Origin of the sequence: Pseudomonas sp. BR20 (genome assembly GCF_050780135.1) — a bacterium.
Classification (GTDB): Bacteria; Pseudomonadota; Gammaproteobacteria; order Pseudomonadales; family Pseudomonadaceae; genus Aquipseudomonas.
This window is the reverse complement of the sequence record NZ_CP172012.1, coordinates 4,994,344-5,019,792: the sequence shown is the minus strand read 5'-3', so window position 1 is coordinate 5,019,792 and position 25,449 is coordinate 4,994,344. Positions and strand designations below refer to the sequence as shown.

General features: G+C 60.4%; 23 protein-coding genes. 19 read left to right on the top strand and 4 right to left on the bottom strand.

Translation table 11 applies throughout. The features are described 5' to 3' along the window. Position 1: 1 nt before the first annotated feature. Positions 2-751, bottom strand: coding sequence for a helix-turn-helix transcriptional regulator (locus tag ACHPFG_RS23040; RefSeq protein ID WP_131698592.1), 750 nt, complete (start codon positions 749-751; stop codon positions 2-4). A 137-nt stretch (positions 752-888) separates the two neighbouring features. On the opposite strand from ACHPFG_RS23040, the gene ACHPFG_RS23035 reads away from it, so the two are divergent. Then, positions 889-1,698 (top strand): UDP-2,3-diacylglucosamine diphosphatase, encoded by an 810-nt coding sequence (locus tag ACHPFG_RS23035; RefSeq protein ID WP_431700515.1) that lies wholly within the window; start codon positions 889-891, stop codon positions 1,696-1,698. Between the two features lie 126 nt (positions 1,699-1,824). Here ACHPFG_RS23035 and ACHPFG_RS23030 read toward each other — a convergent pair whose 3' ends face one another. The 3 genes from ACHPFG_RS23030 to phhA form a co-directional block, all read right to left on the bottom strand. Further along, complete coding sequence (locus ACHPFG_RS23030) at positions 1,825-3,018, bottom strand: amino acid aminotransferase (protein WP_431700514.1); 1,194 nt, start codon at positions 3,016-3,018, stop codon at positions 1,825-1,827. Beyond that, a complete protein-coding gene (locus ACHPFG_RS23025; RefSeq protein ID WP_431700513.1) occupies positions 3,018-3,374 on the bottom strand; it encodes a 4a-hydroxytetrahydrobiopterin dehydratase in 357 nt (118 codons plus the stop codon). Before ACHPFG_RS23025 ends, ACHPFG_RS23030 begins: the two co-directional genes overlap by 1 nt. 84 nt (positions 3,375-3,458) lie before the next feature. Beyond that, the gene (phhA, locus tag ACHPFG_RS23020) at positions 3,459-4,277 is read right to left on the bottom strand and encodes a phenylalanine 4-monooxygenase (protein ID WP_431700512.1); all 819 of its coding nucleotides are present in this window, start codon (positions 4,275-4,277) and stop codon (positions 3,459-3,461) included. Between the two features lie 257 nt (positions 4,278-4,534). Here phhA and ACHPFG_RS23015 point away from each other — a divergent pair, with 257 nt between their 5' ends. The 18 genes from ACHPFG_RS23015 (at position 4,535) to fliE (ending at position 25,449) form a co-directional block, all read left to right on the top strand. Then, a complete protein-coding gene (locus ACHPFG_RS23015) occupies positions 4,535-6,097 on the top strand; it encodes a sigma-54-dependent transcriptional regulator (protein ID WP_431700511.1) in 1,563 nt (520 codons plus the stop codon). A gap of 232 nt (positions 6,098-6,329) precedes the next feature. Beyond that, the gene (locus tag ACHPFG_RS23010; RefSeq protein WP_431700510.1) at positions 6,330-7,070 is read left to right on the top strand and encodes a flagellar basal body rod protein FlgF; all 741 of its coding nucleotides are present in this window, start codon (positions 6,330-6,332) and stop codon (positions 7,068-7,070) included. Between the two features lie 71 nt (positions 7,071-7,141). Then, a complete protein-coding gene (gene flgG, locus ACHPFG_RS23005) occupies positions 7,142-7,927 on the top strand; it encodes a flagellar basal-body rod protein FlgG (protein ID WP_027603835.1) in 786 nt (261 codons plus the stop codon). Positions 7,928-7,980: 53 nt separating this feature from the next. Continuing rightward, positions 7,981-8,676: a flagellar basal body L-ring protein FlgH gene (gene flgH / locus ACHPFG_RS23000; RefSeq protein WP_431700509.1), complete on the top strand. Its 696-nt coding sequence runs from the start codon at positions 7,981-7,983 to the stop codon at positions 8,674-8,676. A 27-nt stretch (positions 8,677-8,703) separates the two neighbouring features. Further along, a complete protein-coding gene (locus ACHPFG_RS22995; protein WP_033901075.1) occupies positions 8,704-9,792 on the top strand; it encodes a flagellar basal body P-ring protein FlgI in 1,089 nt (362 codons plus the stop codon). A gap of 4 nt (positions 9,793-9,796) precedes the next feature. Next, on the top strand, positions 9,797-11,065 hold the full coding sequence (gene flgJ, locus ACHPFG_RS22990) for a flagellar assembly peptidoglycan hydrolase FlgJ (protein WP_431700508.1): 1,269 nt from the start codon (positions 9,797-9,799) through the stop codon (positions 11,063-11,065). Positions 11,066-11,075: 10 nt separating this feature from the next. After that, positions 11,076-13,121, top strand: coding sequence for a flagellar hook-associated protein FlgK (gene flgK / locus ACHPFG_RS22985; protein WP_431700507.1), 2,046 nt, complete (start codon positions 11,076-11,078; stop codon positions 13,119-13,121). A 14-nt stretch (positions 13,122-13,135) separates the two neighbouring features. Further along, complete coding sequence (locus tag ACHPFG_RS22980) at positions 13,136-14,728, top strand: flagellar hook-associated protein 3 (RefSeq protein ID WP_431700506.1); 1,593 nt, start codon at positions 13,136-13,138, stop codon at positions 14,726-14,728. A 275-nt stretch (positions 14,729-15,003) separates the two neighbouring features. Then, complete coding sequence (locus ACHPFG_RS22975; RefSeq protein ID WP_167656594.1) at positions 15,004-15,933, top strand: ketoacyl-ACP synthase III; 930 nt, start codon at positions 15,004-15,006, stop codon at positions 15,931-15,933. 265 nt (positions 15,934-16,198) lie between these two features. Continuing rightward, positions 16,199-17,932: a flagellin gene (locus ACHPFG_RS22970; protein WP_431700505.1), complete on the top strand. Its 1,734-nt coding sequence runs from the start codon at positions 16,199-16,201 to the stop codon at positions 17,930-17,932. A 74-nt stretch (positions 17,933-18,006) separates the two neighbouring features. Continuing rightward, positions 18,007-18,351, top strand: coding sequence for a flagellar protein FlaG (locus ACHPFG_RS22965; RefSeq protein ID WP_090400030.1), 345 nt, complete (start codon positions 18,007-18,009; stop codon positions 18,349-18,351). Positions 18,352-18,434: 83 nt separating this feature from the next. Next, positions 18,435-19,802, top strand: coding sequence for a flagellar filament capping protein FliD (gene fliD, locus ACHPFG_RS22960; RefSeq protein ID WP_431700504.1), 1,368 nt, complete (start codon positions 18,435-18,437; stop codon positions 19,800-19,802). A gap of 127 nt (positions 19,803-19,929) precedes the next feature. Beyond that, a complete protein-coding gene (fliS, locus tag ACHPFG_RS22955; protein ID WP_034099507.1) occupies positions 19,930-20,319 on the top strand; it encodes a flagellar export chaperone FliS in 390 nt (129 codons plus the stop codon). 25 nt (positions 20,320-20,344) lie between these two features. Continuing rightward, positions 20,345-20,641: a flagellar protein FliT gene (locus ACHPFG_RS22950; RefSeq protein WP_167656598.1), complete on the top strand. Its 297-nt coding sequence runs from the start codon at positions 20,345-20,347 to the stop codon at positions 20,639-20,641. A gap of 171 nt (positions 20,642-20,812) precedes the next feature. Then, the gene (locus ACHPFG_RS22945; protein WP_431700503.1) at positions 20,813-22,288 is read left to right on the top strand and encodes a sigma-54 dependent transcriptional regulator; all 1,476 of its coding nucleotides are present in this window, start codon (positions 20,813-20,815) and stop codon (positions 22,286-22,288) included. A gap of 110 nt (positions 22,289-22,398) precedes the next feature. Beyond that, a complete protein-coding gene (locus ACHPFG_RS22940) occupies positions 22,399-23,610 on the top strand; it encodes a sensor histidine kinase (protein WP_131698735.1) in 1,212 nt (403 codons plus the stop codon). A 4-nt stretch (positions 23,611-23,614) separates the two neighbouring features. After that, complete coding sequence (locus ACHPFG_RS22935) at positions 23,615-24,991, top strand: sigma-54-dependent transcriptional regulator (protein WP_259243490.1); 1,377 nt, start codon at positions 23,615-23,617, stop codon at positions 24,989-24,991. A 128-nt stretch (positions 24,992-25,119) separates the two neighbouring features. Further along, positions 25,120-25,449, top strand: coding sequence for a flagellar hook-basal body complex protein FliE (gene fliE, locus ACHPFG_RS22930; protein WP_010208741.1), 330 nt, complete (start codon positions 25,120-25,122; stop codon positions 25,447-25,449).

Sequence of the window (25,449 nt, the reverse complement as noted above, 5' to 3'; positions counted from 1 at the left end):
CCTATGTGGCGCGCCGCAACGCGCCGGGAGAGGCGCCAAATTCGCGCAGCATGGCGGCGGCAAAGGCACTTTGTGAGGTGTAGCCAACCCGCACGGCGATTTCACCGACGGGCAGCGGTGTCTCGCGCAGCAGGTTCAAGGCCAGTTGCAGGCGACGGCTGCGGATGTAATCCATGGGCGTCTGCCCGCACTCGGCGATAAAGCGCGCATGCAGGCGGGCCACCGACAGGCCGGCGATACGCGCCAGATCGGCGACCTGCAACGGATGCGCGACGTGTCGCTGGATATGCGCATTGAATGCCGCATACGGCAGGCGACGGCCCGTTAGCGGCGGCGCCTGCGAATGATTGAGGCTGGCCAGCAACAGCACTGCACCCTGTTGGACGATCAGTGGGTCATCCACGGGGCTGTGTGCCAGCCATTGCACCAGTTGGTGTTGCCGGGAATCCAAGGCCAGGCGTGCCGGTTGATCGAGCAGGCGGCGGCTGGCGTCGGCGTGTTCGCCCAGGGAGTGCAGCAGCCAATGCTCCGTGGGCACATCCAGCACCAGGCAGCGGCTGCCATCGCGACTGCCACAGGCGTGGTGGGCGGAGAAGGGCAGCACCATCACGCTGCTTTCGCGCACCTGGCTGCCAAGGCCGTCGACTTCCAGGTCCAGGTGCCCGGACAGGCCGAACACCAACTGCGCATGGTCATGGCTGTGGGCGATGGGCGCTTCAAGGTAGTGGCGTAGCGTAAGCGACGGTCTCATCGCGGTCTCCTGGGCAGCAAGGCGCCAGTCTACAACGCTTCGCGGTCGGCGAGCGTTGTCATCAGACTGACGCACGACTGTCATGGGCTATTAATCGCCAAGGCGCAAGCTCGCGAAAACAGCGTCGAGGGATGCCCATGACCAGTGCCGAGTTCACCAAACCCAGCCGCAAGCAGCGGGTTCGTACCCTGTGGATTTCCGACGTGCACCTGGGCACCCGGGATTGCCAGGCCGAACATTTATCGCAGTTCCTCAAGGGCTACCACGCCGACAAGGTGTACCTGGTGGGGGATATCATCGACGGCTGGAAAATGCGCGGCAGCATGTATTGGCCCCAGGCCCATACCAACGTGATCCGCCGCCTGCTGACCATGGCCAAGCGCGGTACCGAAGTGATCTACGTCACCGGCAACCACGACGAGTTCCTGCGCCGCTACTCCAAGCTGATCCTGGGCAATATCCAGCTGGTGGATGAGGCGGTGCACGTGACGGCCGACGGTCGCCATCTGCTGGTGATCCACGGCGACCAATTCGATGTAATTACCCGTTACCACCGCTGGCTGGCGTTCCTGGGCGACTCGGCCTATGAGTTCACCCTCACCTTGAACCGCTGGTTAAATCACTGGCGCGCCCGTTACGGCTATGGCTACTGGTCTCTGTCGGCGTATCTGAAACACAAGGTCAAAACCGCCGTGAGCTTTATCAGCGATTTTGAAGAGGCCATCGCCCACGAAGTGACCAGGCGCGAATTGCATGGCGTGGTGTGCGGGCATATCCACCATGCGGAGATTCGCAAGGTGGGCGAGGTGGATTACCTCAATTGCGGGGATTGGGTGGAGTCGTGCACGGCGTTGATCGAGCACTGGGACGGGAGTATCGAGTTGTATCGCTTGGCGGATGCGCAGGCGAAAGAGGCGCAGCTCAAGGCCGAGATGGTCGCCAGCTGAGGGGGGTGCTCGGTCAAAATGTGGGAGGGGGCTTGCTCGCGATGCGGGAGTGTCAGCCAATACACCTGTCACTGACCCACTGCCATCGGGAGCAAGCCCCCTCCCACATTTTCAGTCCCGGTTTCGTCAGTGGGATACGTCGGCGATGGCTTCGGCCAGGAGTGTCAGGCGTGTCGCATCAATACCCGCCACGTTAGCCCGCCCCGAACTGACCATATACACGCTGTGCTTCTCGCGCAGTTGCTTCACCTGCTCGGCACTCAAACCGGTGTAGGAAAACATCCCACGTTGCGCTCCGATGTGCGCAAACCGCTCCGATAAACCATGGGGCGCCAACGCCTCCACCAGTCCGGAACGCAACTGCGCGATTCGCGCACGCATGGCTTCGACTTCCTCACTCCACTGCTTTTTCAGCTCGGCATCACCCAGGATCGTCGCGACCACCGCTGCACCGTGGTCCGGCGGCGTCGACCACAGGTTGCGCGCGGTATTTGCCAACTGGCTGCGTACATCCGTCAGCTTCTCGGCGTCCGCCGCGCACACGATCAACGCGCCGACACGGTCGCGGTAGAGGCCGAAGTTCTTCGAGCAGGAGCTGGTGATCAGTACTTCCGGCAGTTCCGCCGCGAACAAACGCACCGCCCAGGCGTCCTGCTCCAGGCCGTCGCCAAAGCCCTGGTAGGCGAAGTCGATCAGCGGCAGCAACTGGCGCTCGCGCACGATCTGCAGCACCTGGCGCCAGTCATCCTGGGACAGGTCGAACCCGGTCGGGTTATGGCAGCAGGCGTGCAACAGCACCACGTCGCCCCTGGGCACGGTGGCCAGCGTCGCCAGCATCGCGGCCACATCCAGGCGGTTATCCGCGCCCACGTACGGGTAGTGGCTGACCTTGATTCCCGCCTTGGCAAAGATGGTTTCGTGGATCGGCCAGGTCGGATCGCTCAGCCACACGCCACGGCCGGGCAGGTTGTGGGCGATAAAGTCGGCGCTCAGGCGCAGGGCGCCGGTGCCGCCTGGGGTTTGGGTCGCGCCGGCACGGTGTTCGCGCAGCAGGGCGGAGTCGGCGCCCAGCACCAGTTCGCTGATCAGTGTGCCGAAGGCTGCATCACCGTGGCCGCCGATATAGGTCTTGGTCGCCTGGGTATCGACCAGGCGCTGTTCGGCGCGCTTCACCGAAGCTGGAATCGGCGTCAGGCCCTGGTCGTCTTTATACACACCTACGCCGAGGTCGAACTTGTTCGGGTTGGCGTCCTGGGCATACAGGTCCATCAACCCGAGGATCGGGTCGCCGGGTACACGGGTTATGGCATCGAAATGCATTACTTGCGGCCCTCGGCGTCCTTGGCCACTTGGTCGGTGCGCGCGGCCATGATGAAGTCGTTGCGGTGCAGGCCCTTGATGGAGTGGCTCCACCAGGTCACGGTGACCTTGCCCCATTCGGTGAGCAGGCCCGGGTGATGGCCTTCGGCTTCGGAGATTTCACCCATGGCGTTGGTAAAGGCCAGGGCGAATTTGAAGTTCTTGAACAGGAAAACCTTTTCCAGCTGCATCACGCCGTCGCGTACCTCGATGTTCCAGTCGGGGATCTGCTTGAGCAGCACCGGCAGTTCTTCATCGCTGACTTGCGGGGCATCGGCGCGGCAGGCTTCGCAGTGGGCTTGGTTCAAGGTGGTCATGGTCGGTGTCCTGAATTCGAATAGGTGAAGGTCAGTGGCGTCACCCTAAAGCAACGCGGGGCCAGGGAACAGACTCACCTGGCCTTAAACGCCACAGTTCACGCGGCTTTGGGTTTGGGGGGCCGCCTTTGGGGTAAAGAGCGGGGCGTGCAAGCCAAGCTGCATACCGCGCTCGACCATGCCCATGATGTCTTCCTGCGCCACTTCGAACAGGCGCTTGAGGTGGGGCAGCACGAAATACAGCGGTTGCAGGATGTCGATGCGGTATGGGGTGCGCATCGCTTCCAGCGGGTCGAAGGCCTGGTGCGCGGGCTCGTCCGACAGGCAGTACACGCTTTCCTTGGGTGACGACAAAATCCCGCCACCGTAGATACGCCGACCTTCGGGGGTATCCACCAGGCCGAACTCGATGGTCATCCAGTACAGGCGCGCCAGGTACACCCGTTGCTCCTTGCTGGCCGCCAGGCCGAGCTTGCCGTAGGTGTGGGTGAATTCGGCGAACCACGGGTTGGTCAGCAGCGGGCAGTGGCCAAAGATCTCGTGGAAAATATCCGGCTCTTGCAGGTAGTCCAGTTCTTCACGGGTACGAATAAAGGTCGCCACCGGAAACTGCTTGTTGGCGAGCAATTCGAAGAACGTCTGGAAGGGGATCAGCGCGGGGACGCGGGCGACCTGCCAACCGGTGGTCGCGGCCAGCACCTGGTTGATCTCGCCCAATTGCGGAATGCGATCCAGAGGCAGGCCGAGCTTGTCGATGCCGTCCAGGTATTCCTGGCACGCGCGGCCCTCGATCACTTTCAACTGGCGGGTGATCAGGGTGTTCCACACCGCGTGTTCTTCCGGCGGGTAGTGGATAAAACCTTGCGCATCGGGCTCGCGGGCCACGTAGTGCGTCTGCTTCATACGGCTCTCCTGCTAGGCATTCGTTCTTGTTATGTCCTGGGATGAGCCTATTGATACGCCGTGCGGAGCAAGATTCCATCGGCTTCAACATCGGTGATGTAGGAAAAATTACCGATTTTCGTAAAGTATTCGTTACGGTTACGCGGCTGGTTGGCGTATTGGGCTGGGAAAAGCCCCCGAGCTGTCACATAATCTTGACGACTATCTGCGCCCAGCGACAAAAAGACGCGGCGCCTACCCACTTTTCGAGCCTTTTCATGCGTATCAAAGTGCACTGCCAGAACCGCATCGGCATCCTGCGGGACATCCTTAACCTGCTGGTGGAGTACGGCGTCAACGTTGCCAAGGGTGAGGTGGGCGGCGAGCATGGCAACGCCATTTACCTGTTCTGCCCGAACCTGGTGAACATGCAATTCCAGGCGCTGCGCCCGCAGTTTGAGGCGATTGCCGGGGTGTTTGGCGTCAAAAGGGTAGGGCTGATGCCCAGTGAACGTCGGCATATGGAACTCAATGCGCTACTCGGTGCGCTCGAGTTTCCGGTGCTGTCCATCGACATGGGCGGCTCCATCGTAGCCGCCAACCGCGCGGCCGCGCAGTTGCTCGGGGTGCGGGTGGATGAGGTGCCGGGCATTCCACTGTCGCGCTACGCCGAGGATTTCGATTTGCCGGAACTGGTGCGTGCGAGTAAATCGCGGATCAATGGCCTGCGGGTCAAGGTCAAGGGTGACGTGTTCCTGGCGGATATCGCGCCGCTGCAATCCTCCGAGCACGATGATAGCGAAGCCATGGCCGGTGCCGTGTTGACCCTGCACCGTGCCGACCGCGTGGGCGAGCGCATCTACAACGTGCGCAAACAGGAGCTGCGCGGTTTTGACAGCATCTTCCAAAGCTCCAGGGTCATGGCCGCCGTGGTGCGCGAAGCCCGGCGCATGGCGCCGTTGGATGCGCCTCTATTAATAGAAGGCGAAACCGGCACCGGCAAAGAATTGTTGGCGCGCGCCTGCCACCTGGCCAGCCCGCGCGGGCAATCGCCGTTGATGGCGCTGAACTGTGCCGGGCTGCCCGAGTCGATGGCCGAGACCGAATTGTTCGGCTACGGCCCCGGCGCGTTTGAAGGCGCGCGGGCCGAAGGCAAGCTCGGGCTGCTGGAACTGACGGCGGGCGGTACGTTGTTTCTCGATGGTGTCGGGGAAATGAGTTCGCGTTTGCAGGTGAAATTGCTGCGCTTCCTGCAGGACGGCTGCTTTCGGCGCGTGGGCAGTGACGAAGAGGTGTACCTGGATGTGCGGGTGATCTGCGCCACCCAGGTGGACCTGTCCGAACTCTGTGCCCGTGGCGAATTCCGCCAGGACCTCTATCACCGCCTCAACGTGCTGTCCTTGCATATCCCGCCCCTGCGCGAATGCCTCGACGGCCTGGCTCCCCTGGTAGAGCACTTTCTCGACCAGGCCAGCCGGCAGATCGGCTGCCCGCTGCCCAGGCTGGCACCCGCCGCGATGGATCGCCTCAGCCACTACCACTGGCCGGGGAATGTGCGGCAGTTGGAAAACGTGCTGTTCCAGGCGGTGTCGCTGTGTGAGGGCGGGACGGTCAAGGTCGAGCACATTCGCCTGCCGGACTACGGCGTGCGCCAACCCCTTGGCGATTTTTCCCTGGAGGGCGGCTTGGAGGCGATCGTCGGGCGCTTCGAGAAGGCGGTGCTGGAGAGCCTGTATGCCGAGCACCCCAGCAGCCGGCAGTTGGGCAAGCGCCTGGGGGTGTCACACACCACCATCGCCAATAAGTTGCGTGATTACGAAATCCTCAAGGCTGACAAATAACCAACGGCCCCTCCCGCATTGGTTCTCTGTCACCCGTAAGACGGGTACTTGCCGTAAGCGGCATAAGTCCGCCGTTTTTTCGACTATCCCCAGTCCTTAAAATCCTGCTGCCTGCCCGCAAAACCCCGCCCCGCCTGGGCTTTCCCCTGTTTTTAAAAGTTGGTTCGCAAATTGCTTAAGCCTCATCAGTACAGCGGTGGGCGGCAAGCCTGCGTCAGAAAGAGGAAAGAGCGTGGACAAGTACCTTTATGTGGCAATGACCGGCGCCAGCCAGAATGCACTGGCGCAGAAGGCCCATGCCAACAACTTGGCGAACATTTCCACCAACGGTTTTCAGCGCGACCTGGAACAGGCGCGTTCGATGCCGGTGTTCGGTGACAGCTTTCCGGCGCGTGCGTTTGCCATGACCGAACGTCCCGCTACCGACTTCAGCCCCGGCGCCATGATCGAGACCGGTCGTGACCTGGATGTGGCGGTAAACGGCAATGGCTGGATGGCGGTGCAAACCCCCGATGGCGGTGAAGCCTACGTGCGCAGTGCCAGCATGAACGTCGATGCGCTGGGTGTACTGCGCGCCGGCAACGGCATGCCGATCATGGGCAACGGTGGCCCGATCGCCGTACCGCCGCAGCAAAAAATCGAAGTGGGCGCCGATGGCACCATCAGCATCCGCGCCATGGGCGAAGGCCCGCGGGTGATGGCTGAGGTGGACCGCATCAAGCTGGTCCAGCCCGATCTCAAGAATATGAATAAAGGCCTGGATGGCACCATCCATACCAAGGATGGCCAGCCGGCCGTGGCCGATGCGAACGTCACGCTGACCTCGGGTTTCCTGCAGGCGAGCAACGTCAACGCCGTGGAAGAAATGACCGCGGTCCTGGCGCTTTCCAAGCAGTTTGAATTGCACATCAAGATGATGAACAGCGCCAAGGAAGACGACCAGGCCATGACTCGCGTCATGCAGATGAGCTGATAGTCGCGTCACTGGCTGAATACTAATTTTGCAGCGCAGCGCCAACAAACAGGCGCACGAAGGAGAACAGCATGCTTCCGGCTCTATGGGTTGCCAAAACAGGTCTGTCCGCCCAGGACACCAACCTGACCACCATTTCCAACAACTTGGCCAACGTGTCGACCACGGGTTTCAAACGTGACCGCGCCGAGTTCCAGGACTTGCTCTATCAGATCAAGCGCCAGCCAGGCGCCCAGTCGACCCAGGACAGCGAATTGCCGTCGGGTCTGCAACTGGGTACCGGTGTGAAGATCGTCGGCACCCAGAAGAACTTCAACGCCGGTAACCTGCAGCAGACCGGGCAGCCGCTGGACATGGCCATCAATGGCAAAGGGTTTTTCCAGATCCTACAGCCGGACGGAACCACTTCCTACACCCGTGACGGTACCTTCCACTTGGACTCCAATGGCCAGATCGTGACGGCCAACGGTTTCGCCCTGGAACCGGCTATCGTCGTGCCGAACAACGCCCAGACCTTCACCGTCGGCAACGACGGCACCGTGTCCATCACCGTGGCCGGTAACCCGGCGTCGCAAGTGATCGGTAACCTGCAAACCGCCGACTTCATCAACCCGGCCGGCCTGCAGGCGATGGGTAACAACCTGTTCCTGGAAACCGCTTCCAGCGGCGCGCCGCAAATCGGCACCCCAGGCCTGAACGGTTTCGGCACCACGCTGCAAAGCACCCTGGAAACCTCCAACGTCAGCACCGTTGAAGAGATGGTCAACATGATCACTACTCAGCGCGCCTACGAGATGAACTCCAAGGTGATTTCCACCGCCGACCAGATGCTTTCGTTCGTAACGCAGAATCTGTAATCAAGTCCATGGGGCGCTCCTGAGAGCTCCTGCAACACCGTGAGGTAAGGGTCATGAATCGCTATGTTTCCGTTCTGGCATTGAGTGGGATTGCCGTGCTCGCGGGCTGTGTCGCCCCGACGCCAAAACCCAATGACCCGTACTACGCGCCGGTGTTGCCGCGCACGCCATTGCCGGCGGCGGCCAACAATGGCTCGATCTACCAGGCCGGTTTCGAACAGAACCTGTACAGCGACCGCAAGGCATTCCGCGTGGGTGACATCATCACCATCACCCTGAACGAGCGAACCCAGGCCAGCAAGAACGCCAACTCCCAGATCGACAAGACCAGTACGGCCAGCATTGGTTTGAGCTCGCTGTTTGGTGCCGTGCCCAACACCAATAATCCCCTGGGCAGTGGTGACCTGAGTCTGAATGCCGGCTACAGCGGTGATCGCGCCACCAACGGCAAGAGCGCGGCAGCGCAGGGCAACAGCTTGAGCGGTTCGGTCACTGTGACGGTGGCCGACGTATTGCCCAACGGCATCATCGCCGTGCGCGGTGAGAAGTGGATGACGCTTAATACCGGCGACGAGCTGGTGCGTATTGCCGGCATGGTCCGTGCCGATGATATTTCCACCGACAACACGGTGTCGTCGACGCGCATTGCCGATGCACGCATTACCTACTCGGGTACGGGTTCGTTCGCTGATGCGAGTCAGCCGGGCTGGTTCGACCGTTTCTTCCTTAGCCCGCTGTTCCCTTTCTAGGTGGCCACTTTGAAACTCAAGCAGCTGATGGCGGCGGCACTCTTGCTGAGTCTGAGCGCAGTCGCCCAGGCCGAACGCCTGAAAGACATCGCCAGCATCTCTGGCGTGCGTTCCAACCAGTTGATCGGCTACGGCCTGGTGGTGGGGCTCAATGGCACGGGTGACCAGACCACCCAGACTCCGTTCACCCTGCAGACCTTCAACAACATGCTCTCGCAGTTCGGCATCAAGGTTCCGGCGGGTTCGGGCAACGTGCAGTTGAAGAACGTCGCGGCGGTGTCGATCAGTGCCGACTTGCCGGCGTTTTCCAAGCCGGGCCAGGTGGTCGACATCACCGTGTCGTCCATCGGCAACTCCAAAAGCCTGCGTGGCGGCACCCTGCTGATGACGCCACTGAAAGGTATCGACGGCAACGTCTACGCCATCGCCCAGGGCAACCTGGTGGTGGGCGGGTTTGACGCCGAGGGGCGTGACGGTTCGAAGATCACCGTCAACGTGCCGTCGGCCGGTCGTATCCCGGGTGGCGCCACCGTTGAGCGCACGGTGCCGAGCGGTTTCAACCAGGGCAACAGCCTGACCTTGAACCTAAACCGTTCGGACTTCACCACCGCCAAGCGTGTGGTCGACAAGATCAACGACATGCTCGGCCCTGGCGTGGCCCAGGCCATCGACGGTGGCTCGATCCGTGTGACTGCGCCGCTGGACCCCAGCCAGCGCGTGGACTACCTGTCGATCCTGGAAAACCTGGAAGTCGATCCGGGCCAGGCGGTGGCCAAGGTCATCATCAATTCGCGTACCGGTACCATCGTGATCGGTCAGAACGTCAAGGTTTCGCCGGCGGCGGTGACCCACGGCAGCTTGACCGTGACCATCACCGAAGACCCGATCGTCAGCCAGCCTGGGCCGTTGTCCAATGGCCAGACGGCGGTGGTGCCACGCTCGCGGGTCAACGCCCAGCAAGAGGCCAAGCCGATGTTCAAGTTCGGCCCCGGCACGACCCTGGATGAGATTGTGCGTGCGGTGAACCAGGTGGGCGCAGCGCCAGGCGACTTGATGGCGATCCTCGAAGCTTTGAAGCAGGCCGGCGCGTTGCAAGCCGACCTGATCGTGATTTAAGGCCATGGCCATGGACATGCGTAACAGCGGCCTGACCAGTACGGCGGATTCGGGTTCGTATTCCGACTTGAATCGCCTGAACCAACTGAAAGTCGGCGACAAGAACAGCGAAGGCAACATGCGCAAGGTGGCGCAGGAATTCGAGTCGCTGTTCTTGAGCGAGATGCTTAAATCCATGCGCTCGGCCACCGAGGCCCTGGGCAAGGACAACCCGATGAACACCCCGGCGGCCAAGCAGTACCAGGAAATGTACGACCAGCAACTGGCGGTGTCGATGTCCCGCGAAGGCGGCGGTATCGGCCTGGCCGATGTGCTGATGCGCCAGATGCAGAAGAACAAGCCGGTGGACGCCCAGGCGGCCACCTTGCAGGGCCCGGCGGCGGCCGAGGCCGTCAAGAAAGTCGATGTGCCGACGCAAATTGCCGCCGGTACCCAGGCCGAGGGCCCGCTGGGGCGTTCCAATGGCCAGCGTCCACTGTGGGCCTATCGCGTGGCGGAGCCCCAGGCGGGCGCCGCTGCGACCCACAGCAACGACATCGCACTGATGAACCAGCGCCGTATCGCCTTGCCGAGCAAGCTTACCGATCGCCTGCTCGCCGGTATCGTGCCGAGCACCGACACCACGACCGTTGCCCAGGCGGCGCCGCTGCGTAACAGCGCGGCCGCCGACAATGTGGTCAACAGCACTGCGCGCACATTTGCCGTACCGAGCGGGCGCATGCAGGTCTACGGCCGCGCGGTGGCCCAGCCGCCATTGGCGCCGGTGAAGAAGGCGTTCAGCTCCCAGGACGAATTTGTCGCGACCATGTTGCCGATGGCTAAGGCGGCGGCCGCGCGTATCGGTGTCGATCCGAAGTACCTGGTGGCCCAGGCCGCCCTGGAAACCGGTTGGGGCAAGTCGGTGATGCGCGCCGAGGATGGCAGCAGCAGCCATAACCTGTTCGGCATCAAGGCCGGCCAGAGTTGGCAGGGCGGCCAGGCCCGCGCGATCACCAGCGAGTTTCGTGATGGGGCGATGGTCAAGGAAACGGCGCAGTTCCGTTCCTACGACTCCTACCAGGACAGCTTCCATGACCTCGTGACATTGCTGCAAAGCAATGATCGCTATAAAGAAGTTGTGAAATCGGCCGACAACCCGGAACAGTTTGTACGCGAGTTGCAAAAAGCCGGGTACGCCACCGACCCGGCCTATGCCAGCAAGATTTCGCAGATCGCAAAAACCATGAACAGTTACCAGAATTACGCTGCCGCTGGCGCGACCACTCATTTATAAGGTCTGAACCATGAGTTTGCTCAACATCGGGATGTCAGGGCTTAACGCCGCTCAAGGATCGTTGTCGGTCTTGAGTAATAACATTGCCAACGTCAATACTCCGGGTTACTCCCGCCAGCAGAGCGCTCAGACCGCCAATGCGTCGAACCAGTTCGGCGGTGTGTTCATCGGTAGCGGCACGACCCTGGCGGATGTGCGTCGGGTGTACAACGAGTATCTGGATACTGCCTACCAAAACAGCACATCGTTGAGTGCGGACGCCAATGCGTACCAGGGCCAGATCGGCAGTGTGGACAAGTTGTTGTCGGACCGCACCACTGGCATGTCGTCGGTACTCAGTTCGTTTTTTGCAACGTTGCAGACGGCTTCGTCGAACCCTAATGACCTTTCGGCCCGGCAACTGCTGGTTGCCAATGCCCAGACCCTGACCAATCGCTTCAACTCGCTGTCGACGCAACTGACCCAGCAAAAAGAAACCATCAACAGCCAGTTGAGCACCATGAGTGACCAGGTCAACCAACTGACCGCCTCGATTGCCTCGCTGAACAAGCAGATCTTCCAGGCCCAAGGTTCGGCCAGCAGCGCGCCAGCCAACCTGCTGGACTCGCGTAATGAGGCCGTGCGCTCGCTCAACGAGCTGATCGGTGTGACTGCGACGGAAAAGAACGGCCAATTCAGTATTACCACCGGCACTGGCCAGTCGCTGGTGGAAGGTGGGATTGTCAACACGATTTCTGCGGTGCCGAGCAAATCGGATAACAGTCAGTACACCATTCAACTGAATGTCAGCGGCACCGCCCTGGACCTCGGTTCGGTGGTCAGTGGCGGCAGCATTGGTGGCCTGTTGCGTTATCGCAGCGACGCCCTGATGCCGGCTATCAATGAGCTGGGCCGCCTGGCCATTGCCACCGCCGATACCATCAATAACCAGTTGGGCCAGGGCCTGGACTTGAATGGTGATTTCGGTACCTCGCTGTTCAAGGACATCAACAGCGCTGCCGCCATTGCTTCACGCAGCCAGGGCGCGGCGGGCAACAGTGCCACCGCCAGCAACCTGAACGTGACGATCACTGACAGCAGCAAGCTCACCACGTTCGACTACCAGGTCACCTTCAGCGACAATACCAACCCGAACATGGTCACGGTGCTGCGCTCCGACGGCAAGGCCATGGGCACCTTCGACATCACCGCCGCCAACCAGGTGCCGATGGACGGCTTCACCCTGGCACTCGATGGCAAGGGCAGCATGAGCTTTCCCGACAGCTTCAAGGTCAGCCCTACCGCCACCGGGGCCAGTGCTATCGGCGTGGAGATGGCCGATGCCAACAAGCTCGCATTTGCCGGCCCGCTGATCGGCGAAAGCGGCAAGACCAATGCCGGCACGGGCACGTTTACCCAGCCGTCGTTGAGCGTTCCGTTGGATATCCACGGCGGGGCGGCTACCGCGCAGTTACGTACGGATATTAAAGGCCTGATGCCGGTCAAAATGGTGTTCGGCAAGCCGGCTGCGGACGGCACTCAGTCGTATACGATCAGTAATGCCCAGGGCAAGGCGATCGGTACCGGCACCATCATTCCGGGGCAGGGCAACAAGATCAGCGTCAATGTGCCCGAGCTGGATGCCACCGGCGCCGTGATCCCAGGTTCCGGCTTCAAATTCGACACCACCATCAACGGTTCGCCGGCCGATGGTGACAGCACGACCTTTTCGTTCAACAGCGGCGGCAAGTCCGATGGCCGCAACGCCCAGCAGTTGCTTGATCTGCAGACCAAGGCCACTGTGGGGCTGGGCGGTGGTAACGTCGGCGTGAGCCTGACCGGTGCCAACAGCCGCCTGGTCTCCCAGGTAGGCGCCAAGGCCAACCAGTCCGGTGTTGACGTTTCTGCGACCGGCGCCTTATTGGCGGCCAACAAGGCTGCGCGCAACTCGGTGTCCGGGGTCAACCTGGATGACGAGGCGGGCGACATGATCAAGTTCCAGCAGTACTACACCGCGTCGTCGCAGATCATCAAGGCTGCGCAGGAAACCTTCACCACATTGATCAATAGCCTTTAAGGGAGTCTGGGACGATGCGTATTTCTACACAGCAGTATTTCGAAACCAGCTCCGCCAATTACCAGCAGAACTACTCCAGCGTGGTGAAGGCCCAGGATCAGGCAAGCAGCGGTGTGCGCGTGCAAACGGCGGCGGATGATCCGGTGGCGGCGGCGCGGTTGCTGATGCTGCAACAGCAGAAAGACATGCTGGGGCAATTCAACGGCAATATCGACACGCTGAAAAATTCGCTGAGCACCGAAGACAGCGTGCTGGAAAACATCAACATCGCTGTGCAAAGGGCCAGTGAGTTGGCCCTGAAGGCGGGTAACCTCGGCATCAGTGATGCCGACCGCAAGTCGACGGCCGCTGAAATCGGTTCCCTGGAAGACCAGATCATGGGCCTGCTCAATACCAAGGATTCCACCGGCAATTACCTGTTTTCCGGGAGCAAGACCGACACGCCGCCTTATTCGCGCAACAACGACGGCACCTACACCTATCAGGGCGATGACACTCCGCTGACCCTGAAAGTCGCCGAAAACCTGTCGATCTCGATGGGGGATACCGCCAAGAGCATGCTTGAAACCGCGGCCAATACCGGGCGTACGCAAGCCACGCGCGTGCTGCCGAACCCGGCTGTGGATGTGGATGACGGTAAAGTCACCGTATCGGCAGGCCTGATTGCTTCGGGCACCAGCAGCGACAAATTTGCCGACGGCCAGCCGTACAAGCTGACCTTTACCAGCAGTACCCAGTACACCGTCAGCGACAAGGCCGGCAAGGACATCACTTCCGAGATCCCGGGCAACGGCACCTTCGATTCCACCAAGGAAGGCGCCTCCATCCTCAACCTGCGTGGGGTCAAGTTCGACATCGGCTTGAACCTGGGCAAAGACGTCTTGCCGGGCGCGCCGTCGGATCTGGTGGTGGCGGGCCGCGAGTTCAGCCTGTCGATCAAGCCTGACTCGTTCAGTGTGTCGCGTACGCCGAGCAATCCGAGCACGGCGCAGTTGACGGGCGGCGCAGTGACCGATCAGGCCGCCTATTCCAGCACGTTCCCCAACTCCGGCCTGGTGATCAAGTTCGGCGCGGCGGGTGCCTACAGCGTCTACGCGCAGCCTTACAGCGCAGACAGCAAAGCCATCGCCAGCGATACGCTGGCCGCCGGTGCCACCTCGATCACGGTGGCGGGCGTTACCCTGGGCGTCAGTGCGGATCCTGCAGACGGCGATCAGTTCCTGGTCGGTGCCACCAGTAACAAGAACGAGAACGTGCTCGATACCCTCAGTCGCCTGCGTCGGACCCTCGAGACACCGTCGGATGGCAACCCGGCGTTGCAGAAGGAGCTCAAGGATGTGGTGGCCAGATCCATCGGCAACCTGACCAATGCCTACAGCCAGATCGACCAGATTCGTGGTGGCATCGGTGCGCGCCTCAACACCCTGGATATCCAGGTGCAGGAAAACACCAGCATTGGCCTGGCCAATACCACAACCATGAACTCGCTGGGCAATGTCGACTTCGCCGAAGCGGCCATCAACCTCAGCCTGCAACAAACCATGCTGCAGGCGTCACAACTGGCTTTTGTGAAAATCTCGCAGTTGAGCCTGTTCAACAAGATGTAAGTGGCGTCAGGTCAAGCGGCCCGCTCTGGAAACAGGGCGGGCCGCTGTCGTTTCTGCGGCTAAATTGTTGAAACGTTTTGCACAATCCACACAAAATTGAGTGACCTGTGAGTCATAAAGCGCATCTTCACTGTATCGTGTGAAAAGGATAAGTCGTCACAAGGTCCTTGCGGGACGGCTTTCAGCGAGATTTTTTATGGGGTTATCCCCTTTATTGTCAGCACTCCAGGCCAGGCCTGGGGTGTTCTCCAGCTATTTAGTATTGGGAAGCCACAATGATTGGCATAAAAAGCATCGCCAGTTACGTGCCGGCAGACGGGATCGATAACTACGCCCAGGGTGCCAAATTCGCCAAGGATGAAGAATTCATCATTGGCAAGATCGGCTCGGCGTTCCTGCCGCGCAAGGAAGCTGCGCAGGAAACCTCCGATCTGTGTGTCGAGGCGGTCAACGCTTTGTTTGCCAACAACCCGGATTTGAAGCGCGAGTCGATTGACGCGCTGATCGTCGTCACCCAGAACGGCGATGAAGAAGGCTTGCCCCACACTGCTGCCATCGTCCAGGACAAACTCGGCCTGCCGACCCACGTCGCGGCCTTTGATATCTCCCTGGGATGCTCCGGCTACGTCTACGGCATCTACGCGATGAAAGGCTTCATGGAAGCCACCGGCCTGAAGAACGGCCTGCTGATCACCGCCGACCCGTACTCCAAGATCGTTGACCCGGAAGACCGCAACACCACCATGCTGTTCGGCGACGCTGCCACCGCCACCTGGATGGGTGAAGATGCGCCGTGGCTACTGGGCAAGGCCAAGTTCGGCACCGACGGTTCCGGCGCACCGCACCTGAAGGTCAGCGATGGCGTGTTCTTTATGAATGGCCGCCAGGTGTTCAACTTCGCCTTGCTCAAGGTGCCGGCGCATTTGCACGAGCTGCTCAATGAGTCGGACCTCAAGGCCGATGACATCGATGCGTTCTGCATTCACCAGGGCAGTGCGGCGATTGTCGACGCCGTGGCGCGTCGCTTTGAAGATGCACCGGTGGACAAGTTCATAAAGGACATGGTCGAGACCGGCAACACCGTGTCGTCGAGTATTCCGTTGCTGCTGGAAAAGCATGTGATCGACGCCACCTGGAAGCGCGTGGCTATCAGTGGTTTTGGTGTGGGGTTGTCGTGGGGGTCGGCGATTCTCTATCGTTCGTGAGGTTTTAACCGGCTTCAAAAGAAACGCCGATGATCGAGAGATCATCGGCGTTTTTTTATTGGCGCCAGAAAAGCCAATGAAATCGGGGTTTTTCGCGGGCCTAAGCCCTTGAATTGCAAGGGGTGGCACGGTGCTAGTAAAAAATTTCAAAAAAACCCTCAAGCAACTGGCTACCACGACGATAACTATTACGTAGGTTCTCTAGGCCACACCCGGCGGTTGCCAGGGCCGGAAGCCGCAGCATCCAATCAACGAGGATTTCGTCATGGCATTATCAGTAAACACCAACATCACTTCCCTGGGTGTCCAGAAGAACCTGAACAAAGCTTCCGACGCTCTGAGCCAGTCGATGAACCGTCTGTCCTCCGGCCTGAAAATCAACAGCGCCAAAGACGACGCCGCCGGCATGCAGATCGCCAACCGTCTGAACAACCAGGTCAAAGGCCTGAACGTTGCCATCGCTAACGCCAACAACGGCGTGTCGATTGCCCAGACCGCTGAAGGCGCGATGCAAGAATCCACCAACACCCTGCAGCGTCTGCGTGAACTCGCCCTGCAAGCGGCGAACGGTGATAAAAGCGACGCTGACCGTGTTTCCCTGCAGCAAGAATTCACCGCTAAAGTGGGCGAGCTGAACCGTATCGCCAGCACCACCACCTTCGGTGGTCGTAACCTGCTGGACGGCTCGTTCAACAACGTAGCATTCCAGATCGGCGCCAACGCCAACGAGACTATCTCGTTCGGTATGACCGACATCAGCTCGACTGCGCTGAAAGGCAACTACAGTGAAGCCGCCGTGAACGGCGAAGCGATGAAAGGCCTGAGCGCAACCTCCACCGGTTCGGTGTTGGGTACTCCTGCTGGTGCAAAAGTTTCCGGTACCGCTGTAGCAGATGCTGCGGTCCTGGCTGGCACTGAAACGCTGACCATTAACGGCACAACAATCACCTTCGCTGCTGCAGCCGCCGCTACTGACGGTACTCTCGTCACTGCCGAAGCCGTAAGCAAAATCAACGCTGCTACTTCGACTACTGGTGTAACTGCTTCGGTAGATGCGACCGGCGTGATGTCCCTGAAGTCCGATAAGGCCTTCACCATTGCGAACGGCACCGGCACTCCTCTCGCCACCCTGGGCCTTACCGCCGCTACTACCGCGGTTACCCCGGCAGCAGTGAATACCGGCGCTACGGTTCTTGGTGCAGTTGGCGGCATCTCTGTAAATGGGACTACTGTAGCTTGGACCGCAACCGACGATATCGCTTCGGTCCTGACTGATATCGCTGCTGTAGCCGGTATCAAATCCGCTACCATCAGCAGCGAAGGCCGTATCCAAGTCGTTTCTGAAGACGGTAATGACGTCAAACTGAGCAACACTGTCAGCGGTTCGCTGTCGACTCTGGGCCTTTCTGCTGGTACTTCCCAGGCGAAGCTGACCGAAGATACTTCGATCAACCTCAACGGCGTTGAAGTTAAATTCAAAAAAGGTGACACCAGCGACGCGATCGTTGCTTCGATCAACAGCGCGAGCACTGGTGTTCAAGCCAGCAAAAACGCTGATGGCACCCTGAACCTGTTCGCTGACAAAGACATCACCATCAAAGACGGCAGCGCCGGTACTGGCTTGGCCGCTCTGGGTCTGGCAACGGCTTCCGCTGCAGGCACCAAAACCGCCGTCACCATGGAAACCAGCGTTTCCGATCTGAACATTCTGTCTGCCGCTTCTTCGCAGCAGGCCATTCAGGCTCTGGACGATGCCATGCAGCAGATCGACAGCCAGCGTTCGCAGCTGGGTGCCGTACAAAACCGCTTCGCCAGCACCGTGGCCAACCTGCAGAGCATTTCGCAGAACTCCTCCGCTGCCAAAGGCCGCGTAGAAGACGCTGACTTCGCTTCTGAAGCTGCTGAACTGACCAAGCAACAAACCCTGCAACAGGCTTCCACTGCGATCCTGTCCCAGGCTAACCAACTGCCATCCTCTGTTCTGAAGCTGCTTCAGTAATAGGCGACAGCGGTTAAATAACGGGAGGGTGCGTTTAACGTGCCCTTCCGTTTTTTCAGTTTGGAGGTGGTGACATGGACATGAGCATCAAGCTAAGTACTCCCTACGCCTCTGGTACAGCCCAGCCCAGCGCCGCACCGGTGCCCCAGGCAAAGACTGCAGCCAGCAGTGAACCGGTCAAGGGCGAGGAGCCGCAGCGCGTCGCGCTGGAAAAAGCGGTAACCGATATTCGCGAGTTTGTGCAGGCTTCACAGCGCAACCTGGATTTTTCCATCGATGACTCCACCGGCAAGGTGGTCGTCAAGGTGATCGCCACGGACAGTGGTGAAGTGATTCGACAGATACCCTCGGAGACTGCGCTGAAGCTGGCGCAGAACCTTAGCGATGCCAGCAGCTTGCTGTTTGATAGCAAGGCCTGAGTTGGCACGAAACATGTCTCTGATTGCGGTCAGAACGCATAAGCGCCAAAAAAACGGCCGCTGCAGGACAAGGAGAATGGCAAATGGCTAGTTCAACGATTTCCGGCCCAGGTTCGGGCTACGACACGCAAGCTATCGTCAAGGCGCTGGTGGGGGCTGAACAAGCGCCCAAGCAAGCGCAGATCACCAACGAGCAGAAAAAGGCCACCGTGCAGTTGTCGGCGGTTGGTTCGGTCAAGACGGCGTTGGAAGCCTACCAGGCGGCGATCACCAAGTTGAACAATGCCTCGGCGTTCAATGGGCTGGCGGCCACTTCTTCGGAAGAGAAAAATGCCAAGGTGACCTTGGCTGACGGCGCGTCCAGCGGCAAGTACGTGTTGGAAGTCACGAACCTGGCGACCGCGTCGAAAGTCACCACCGCAGTGAATGTGGACGGCGCGACGGGCAAGGCCAATAGCACCGACGAAGACCAGACGCTGACGATCAACCAGTCGGGCAAAAGCTATGACGTGGTGATTTCTGGCGGCGCAACCTTGCAACAGGTGCGCGAGTCCATCAATACCCAGCTTTCGTCCCAGGGCATCAGCGCCAACGTACTGAGTGACTCCAACGGCGCACGTCTGGTACTGACGTCGACCAACATGGGCGAAGGCACCGACATCACCCTCAGTGGCGACTCGCAACTGGCCACCGGGTATGACAAGGGCGCGGCCCCAAAAAATGCCAAGTACTTCATCGATGACGTTGAAATGTCATCCAACAGCAACAAGATCACGTCTGCGATCAGTGGCGTGACCCTGGATCTGCTTGACACGATTGACTTGACCAAGCCAACGACCATCACCGTGGCCAGCAACACCGACACGTTGAAAACCTCGGTACAGTCGTTCGTCACCGCGTACAACGCGCTGATGACAGCCGTCAATACCCAGACCAAAGTCACCGCCACTGGCGATGCCTCGACCACCACCGCAGGGGCGTTGACCGGTGATGCTTCGATGCGTCAACTGGTGAACAGCCTGCGTTCGGAGTTGGTCAGCGGTTCTGGGGCAGGCAGTATTTCCAGTTTGGCACAGATGGGTGTAACCACTGACCAGAAAACCGGGCTGTTGAGCCTGGATGACAAAACCTGGAACGCGGCAGTAGTTAAAGGCGCCGGCGATATCGCCAAGCTGTTCACGGGCGACACGGGCTTGATCACGCGGATGAACAAGGCGACCAACAGTTATGTCGGCACCACCGGCACGCTGGCAACCCGTGCCACCGATCTCAACAACAAGTTGACCGACTTGACCAAAGAGACGGATGACCTGACGCGGCGCATGGATGCCTTGCAGAAGTCCCTGACGGCCAAGTACACCGCCATGGACACCATGATCGCCCAGATCAACTCCAGCAGCTCCAGCATCATGACCACCCTCAACTCGCTGAACAATCCGAAGTCGAGCTGATGGACGGCGCGCCTTGGGCCCTGATTCAGGGCCCTGGCCCATGGTTCTGGATTAAAGTTTTTGTCGCCTCAGTCGAAAAACTGGTTAAGCAAACCTATTCGATTGTCGCCAGTAACGAGGTAGCAACATGAACCCGATGAGAGCCCTTCGCCAGTACCAGAAGGTCAATTCCCATGCTCAGGTCTCCGAGGCCAGCCCGCATCGTCTGGTGCAGATGCTGATGGAAGGTGGCCTGGACCGTATGGCGCAGGCCAAGGGGGCGTTGAGTCGCGGTGATATCGCCCAGAAAGGGCTGTTGCTGGGCAAGGCGATCGAAATTATCTCCGGCCTGCGCGATGGTCTGGAGCCGGAGAAAGCCGAAGATCCGGAAGCGATACAGCGTTTGGACGCCCTGTACAACTACATGGGCAATCGTCTGGTCGAGGCGAATCAAGTCAATGACGCCGAGATGATCGACGAAGTCGCCCGCCTGCTGATTACAGTCAAAACCGGCTGGGATGCCATCGCTCCACAATAAGGCGGATCGCCTTGAGGTACAGATCATGAGCCAAGCACTGCAACGCATCGACGAAACCCGCGAAGCCCTGATCGGCGCGCTGGCCGAGCGCAATTGGGAGGCCGTTGGCGAGTTGGACCTGGGTTGCCGCGCGGTGATCGATGAGGTGCTCAGCGAAGCGCCAGTGGATGAAGATGCGCTGCGCGAGAAGCTTGAGAGCCTGTTGGTGGTATATCAGCAGTTGCTTGAGGTGACGACCGGCGAGCGCCAGGCGATTTTTGAAGAGATGTCGCAGATCAACCAAGCGAAAAATGCGTCAAAGGTTTACCATCTGTTCGGTTGAACAGTCGCAGTTAATCCTACCGGCGCGTCATAAATTTGACCGTGCCAGCTTTTTTGACTTAACTAGTGCTGTTTTCAGATTTCAGACGTCTAGTAAGGTAAGAAGTCTTACAGGCGCCTCGATTGCCCACAATCTCGGGGCAGGAAGTTTTACTAGGGAAGTTGCTATTGCATGTGGCGTGAAACCAAAATTCTGCTGATCGATGACGATAGCGTCCGCCGCCGCGACTTGGCGGTGATTTTGAATTTTCTTGGCGAAGAAAATCTGCCCTGCGGCAGCCATGATTGGCAGCAGGTGTCCAGCTCGTTGTCGTCGAGCCGTGAAGTCATTTGTGTGCTGATCGGGACGGTAAACGCTCCAGGTGGTGTTTTGGGCTTGTTAAAGACACTGTCTACCTGGGATGAGTTCCTTCCGGTGTTGCTAATCGGTGATATTTCTTCTGTCGAGCTGCCGGAAGACCAGCGCCGCCGCGTGCTTTCCAGTCTGGAAATGCCCCCCAGCTACAGCAAATTGCTTGATTCCCTGCACCGTGCCCAGGTCTATCGCGAGATGTACGACCAGGCCCGCGAGCGCGGTCGCCACCGCGAGCCCAACCTGTTCCGCAGCCTGGTCGGCACCAGCCGTGCCATCCAGCACGTGCGCCAGATGATGCAGCAGGTGGCCGATACCGACGCCAGCGTGCTGATCCTCGGCGAGTCGGGCACCGGCAAGGAAGTGGTCGCGCGCAACCTGCACTACCACTCTAAGCGCCGCGACGGGCCTTTTGTGCCGGTCAACTGCGGAGCGATCCCGGCAGAGCTGCTCGAAAGCGAACTGTTCGGCCACGAGAAGGGCGCCTTTACCGGGGCGATCACCAGCCGTGCCGGGCGTTTCGAGCTGGCCAACGGCGGCACCCTGTTCCTCGACGAAATCGGCGACATGCCGCTGCCGATGCAGGTCAAGCTGCTGCGCGTATTGCAGGAGCGCACCTTCGAGCGCGTGGGCAGCAACAAGACCCAGAGCGTCGACGTGCGCATCATTGCCGCAACCCACAAGAACCTCGAAAGCATGATCGAGGTCGGCAGCTTCCGCGAAGACCTGTACTACCGCCTCAACGTATTCCCGATCGAGATGGCCCCGCTGCGTGAGCGCGTGGAAGATATCCCGTTGCTGATGAACGAACTGATCTCGCGCATGGAACACGAAAAGCGCGGTTCGATCCGCTTCAACTCGGCCGCAATCATGTCCCTGTGCCGCCACGGCTGGCCGGGCAACGTCCGTGAGCTGGCCAACCTGGTGGAACGCATGGCGATCATGCATCCCTACGGTGTGATCGGCGTGGTCGAGCTGCCGAAGAAATTCCGCTACGTCGACGACGAAGACGAGCATCTGGTCGACAGCCTGCGCAGCGATATGGAAGAACGGGTCGCCATCAACGGCCACACCCCGGACTTCGGCTCCACCGCCATGTTGCCGCCTGAAGGCCTGGACTTGAAGGACTACCTCGGCAACCTGGAGCAGGGGTTGATCCAGCAGGCCCTGGACGACGCCAACGGCATCGTCGCCCGTGCCGCCGAGCGCCTGCGCATCCGTCGAACCACCCTGGTGGAGAAGATGCGCAAGTACGGAATGAGCCGCAAAGACGGTGATGAACAGGCAGATGATTGACGCCTGTTTTCCAAACCGCTGATATTTCAGCGGTTTTTTTTCGGCACAACTATTGCTACAGCTCTCGCAACGTTCCGTTTAACTGACGGTCAGCCAAGCGAGAGAGCATGATGCCCCACGCCGCCCAACTATCTTCGGCCCCCGCCATCCAGGGGCTGGTTCCGCCTGTCGAGCCGCCGACCCGCCAGGGTCTTGAGCAGGCGTTCTCGCAGTTCAGCCAGATGTCGAGCCAACTGACCGACTCCTACAGCCTGCTGGAAGCCCGGGTCTCCGAGCTGAAAGGCGAACTGGCGGTGGTCAGCGCCCAGCGCATGGAAGAGCTGGCCGAGAAAGAGCGCCTGGCCAACCGCCTGCAAAACCTGCTGTCGCTGTTACCCGGTGGCGTGATTGTCATCGATGAAGACGGCCGCGTGCGTGAAGCCAATCCGGCGGCCTGCGACATGCTTGGCCTGCCGCTGGAAGGCGAGCTGTGGCGACACGTCATCACCCGCTGCTTTGCGCCGCGTGAGGACGATGGCCACGAAATCTCCCTGAAAGATGGCCGTCGCCTGTCCATCGCCACCCGTTCCCTGGATGCGGAGCCGGGCCAGTTGGTGCTGCTTAACGACCTGACTGAAACCCGTCACCTGCAGGACCAGCTGGCGCGCCATGAGCGTTTATCGTCCCTGGGCAGGATGGTCGCTTCGTTGGCGCATCAGATCCGCACGCCGTTGTCGGCCGCGTTGATCTACGCCAGTCATTTGACTGATGAACAATTGCCTGCCGCCACCCACCAGCGCTTCGCCGGACGCCTGAAGGAGCGCCTGCATGAATTGGAGCACCAGGTACGCGACATGCTGGTGTTTGCCCGCGGCGAATTGCCGCTGACCGACCGCGTGACGCCGGCCCAGCTGATGCAGGCCCTGCAAGCTGCTGCGGCTGCCCATATCCAAGACGTGCAAGTGCGCTGGCAGTGCGACAGCCACCTCGGCGAGCTGCTCTGCAACCGCGACACCCTGGTGGGCTCGCTGCTCAACCTGATCGAAAACGCCACCCAGGCCAGCGGCCCCGGCGCGCGGCTCAAGGTGCACCTGTACAACCGCGAACAAACCCTGCGCCTGTGCATCAGCGACAGCGGCAGCGGTATCGATCCGGTGGTGCTGAAGCGCCTGGGTGAACCGTTTTTTACCACCAAGACCAACGGCACCGGCCTGGGCCTGACCGTGGTCAAGGCCGTGGCACGTGCCCATCAGGGAGAATTGCAGCTGCATTCCCGCGTTGGGCGTGGCACCTGTGCATTGATGACCTTGCCGCTATTTTCATGCGCGGCAAGCGCGGAGTAAGGATATGGCTATCAAGGTTCTGTTGGTGGAAGACGATCGCGCCCTGCGTGAAGCATTGGCTGACACGTTGTTGTTGGCGGGCCATGACTACCGGGCGGTCGGGTCTGCCGAGGACGCCTTGGAGGCGGTGGAGCAGGAAACCTTCAGCCTGGTGGTCAGCGACGTGAACATGCCCGGCATGGACGGCCACCAGTTGCTCGGCCTGCTGCGTGCGCGTCAGCCGCAACTGCCGGTGCTGCTGATGACCGCCCACGGTGCCGTTGAGCGTGCCGTGGACGCGATGCGCCAGGGCGCGGCGGATTACCTGGTCAAACCCTTTGAGCCTAAAGCCCTGATCGAGCTGGTCGCGCGCCATGCCCTGGGCGTGATCCCAGCCAGCGAAGGCGAGGGGCCCATTGCCTTCGAGCCCGCCAGTGCCCAATTGCTCGAATTGGCCGCCCGCGTGGCGCGTAGTGATTCCACCGTGCTGATCTCCGGTGAGTCCGGCACTGGTAAAGAGGTGCTGGCGCGTTATATCCACCAGCAGTCGACCCGTGCCAAGCAACCGTTTATCGCCATCAACTGCGCGGCGATCCCCGACAACATGCTCGAAGCCACGCTGTTCGGCCACGAAAAGGGCTCGTTCACCGGCGCCATCGCGGCCCAGGCGGGCAAGTTCGAACAGGCCGATGGCGGCACCATCCTGCTGGATGAGATTTCGGAAATGCCCCTGGGCCTGCAAGCCAAACTGTTGCGGGTGCTGCAGGAGCGCGAAGTGGAGCGAGTCGGCGCGCGCAAGCCGATCCAGCTGGATATCCGCGTGGTCGCCACCACCAACCGCGACCTCGCTGGCGAAGTGGCGGCGGGGCGCTTCCGGGAAGACCTGTTCTACCGCCTCTCGGTGTTCCCCCTGGCCTGGCGGCCGCTGCGTGAGCGCCCGGCAGACATCATTCCGCTGGCCGAGCGCCTGCTGAACAACCACGTCAAAAAAATGAAGCACGCCCAGGCGCGGCTGTCCGCCGAAGCCCAGGCCTGCCTGATCAGCTATCCATGGCCCGGCAATGTGCGGGAATTGGACAACGCCATCCAACGCGCGCTGATTCTGCAGCAGGGCGGCCTGATCCAGCCCCAGGATTTCTGCCTGGCCATGGGCAGTGGCGCGGCGCCATTGCCCACGTTGGCGCCCGCGCCGGTGGTTGCAGAGGCTGAGCCTGCCGGAGGGCTGGGTGACGACCTGCGTCGCCGCGAATTCCAGATGATCATCGACACCCTGCGCGCCGAGCGCGGTCGCCGCAAAGAGGCCGCCGAGCGCCTGGGTATCAGCCCGCGCACCCTGCGCTACAAGCTGGCGCAGATGCGCGACGCCGGGATGGACGTGGAAGCGTATTTGTTCGCCACATAACCGGTAACAAGGTTGACAAGGTTTGTCGCCTTTTCTTACGAGTTGATACAGAGCTGGCACCCTTGTTGCTACTTCCCCTAGTAATCGCTGCGTAGTGTCAAAAATTTGCGGGTTGGAGAGAGAAGGTCATGAGCCAGGGTATTGAGTTCAATCGGTTGATGTTGGATATGCGCGCCATGCAGATGGATGCCATGGCTCAACCGAAATCCGTCGCGCCAGCGCCGGAACTGGGCCAAAGCAGCTTCGCCGACATGCTCGGCCAGGCCATCAACAAAGTCAGTGACACCCAGCAAGCCTCCAGTCAGTTGGCCAATGCGTTCGAGATCGGCAAAAGCGGTGTGGACCTCACCGATGTGATGGTCGCCTCGCAAAAGGCCAGCGTCTCCTTCCAGGCCCTGACCCAAGTGCGTAACAAGCTGGTCCAGGCCTATCAAGACATCATGCAGATGCCGGTTTAA

Coding starts and splice junctions, on each gene's coding strand:
- ACHPFG_RS23040 (WP_131698592.1), bottom strand. CDS start 751: ATGAGACCGTCGCTTACGCTACGCCACTACCTTGAAGCGCCCATCGCC.
- ACHPFG_RS23035 (WP_431700515.1), top strand. CDS start 889: ATGACCAGTGCCGAGTTCACCAAACCCAGCCGCAAGCAGCGGGTTCGT.
- ACHPFG_RS23030 (WP_431700514.1), bottom strand. CDS start 3,018: ATGCATTTCGATGCCATAACCCGTGTACCCGGCGACCCGATCCTCGGG.
- ACHPFG_RS23025 (WP_431700513.1), bottom strand. CDS start 3,374: ATGACCACCTTGAACCAAGCCCACTGCGAAGCCTGCCGCGCCGATGCC.
- phhA (WP_431700512.1), bottom strand. CDS start 4,277: ATGAAGCAGACGCACTACGTGGCCCGCGAGCCCGATGCGCAAGGTTTT.
- ACHPFG_RS23015 (WP_431700511.1), top strand. CDS start 4,535: ATGCGTATCAAAGTGCACTGCCAGAACCGCATCGGCATCCTGCGGGAC.
- flgG (WP_027603835.1), top strand. CDS start 7,142: ATGCTTCCGGCTCTATGGGTTGCCAAAACAGGTCTGTCCGCCCAGGAC.
- flgH (WP_431700509.1), top strand. CDS start 7,981: ATGAATCGCTATGTTTCCGTTCTGGCATTGAGTGGGATTGCCGTGCTC.
- ACHPFG_RS22995 (WP_033901075.1), top strand. CDS start 8,704: ATGGCGGCGGCACTCTTGCTGAGTCTGAGCGCAGTCGCCCAGGCCGAA.
- flgJ (WP_431700508.1), top strand. CDS start 9,797: ATGGCCATGGACATGCGTAACAGCGGCCTGACCAGTACGGCGGATTCG.
- flgK (WP_431700507.1), top strand. CDS start 11,076: ATGAGTTTGCTCAACATCGGGATGTCAGGGCTTAACGCCGCTCAAGGA.
- ACHPFG_RS22980 (WP_431700506.1), top strand. CDS start 13,136: ATGCGTATTTCTACACAGCAGTATTTCGAAACCAGCTCCGCCAATTAC.
- ACHPFG_RS22975 (WP_167656594.1), top strand. CDS start 15,004: ATGATTGGCATAAAAAGCATCGCCAGTTACGTGCCGGCAGACGGGATC.
- ACHPFG_RS22970 (WP_431700505.1), top strand. CDS start 16,199: ATGGCATTATCAGTAAACACCAACATCACTTCCCTGGGTGTCCAGAAG.
- ACHPFG_RS22965 (WP_090400030.1), top strand. CDS start 18,007: ATGGACATGAGCATCAAGCTAAGTACTCCCTACGCCTCTGGTACAGCC.
- fliD (WP_431700504.1), top strand. CDS start 18,435: ATGGCTAGTTCAACGATTTCCGGCCCAGGTTCGGGCTACGACACGCAA.
- fliS (WP_034099507.1), top strand. CDS start 19,930: ATGAACCCGATGAGAGCCCTTCGCCAGTACCAGAAGGTCAATTCCCAT.
- ACHPFG_RS22950 (WP_167656598.1), top strand. CDS start 20,345: ATGAGCCAAGCACTGCAACGCATCGACGAAACCCGCGAAGCCCTGATC.
- ACHPFG_RS22945 (WP_431700503.1), top strand. CDS start 20,813: ATGTGGCGTGAAACCAAAATTCTGCTGATCGATGACGATAGCGTCCGC.
- ACHPFG_RS22940 (WP_131698735.1), top strand. CDS start 22,399: ATGCCCCACGCCGCCCAACTATCTTCGGCCCCCGCCATCCAGGGGCTG.
- ACHPFG_RS22935 (WP_259243490.1), top strand. CDS start 23,615: ATGGCTATCAAGGTTCTGTTGGTGGAAGACGATCGCGCCCTGCGTGAA.
- fliE (WP_010208741.1), top strand. CDS start 25,120: ATGAGCCAGGGTATTGAGTTCAATCGGTTGATGTTGGATATGCGCGCC.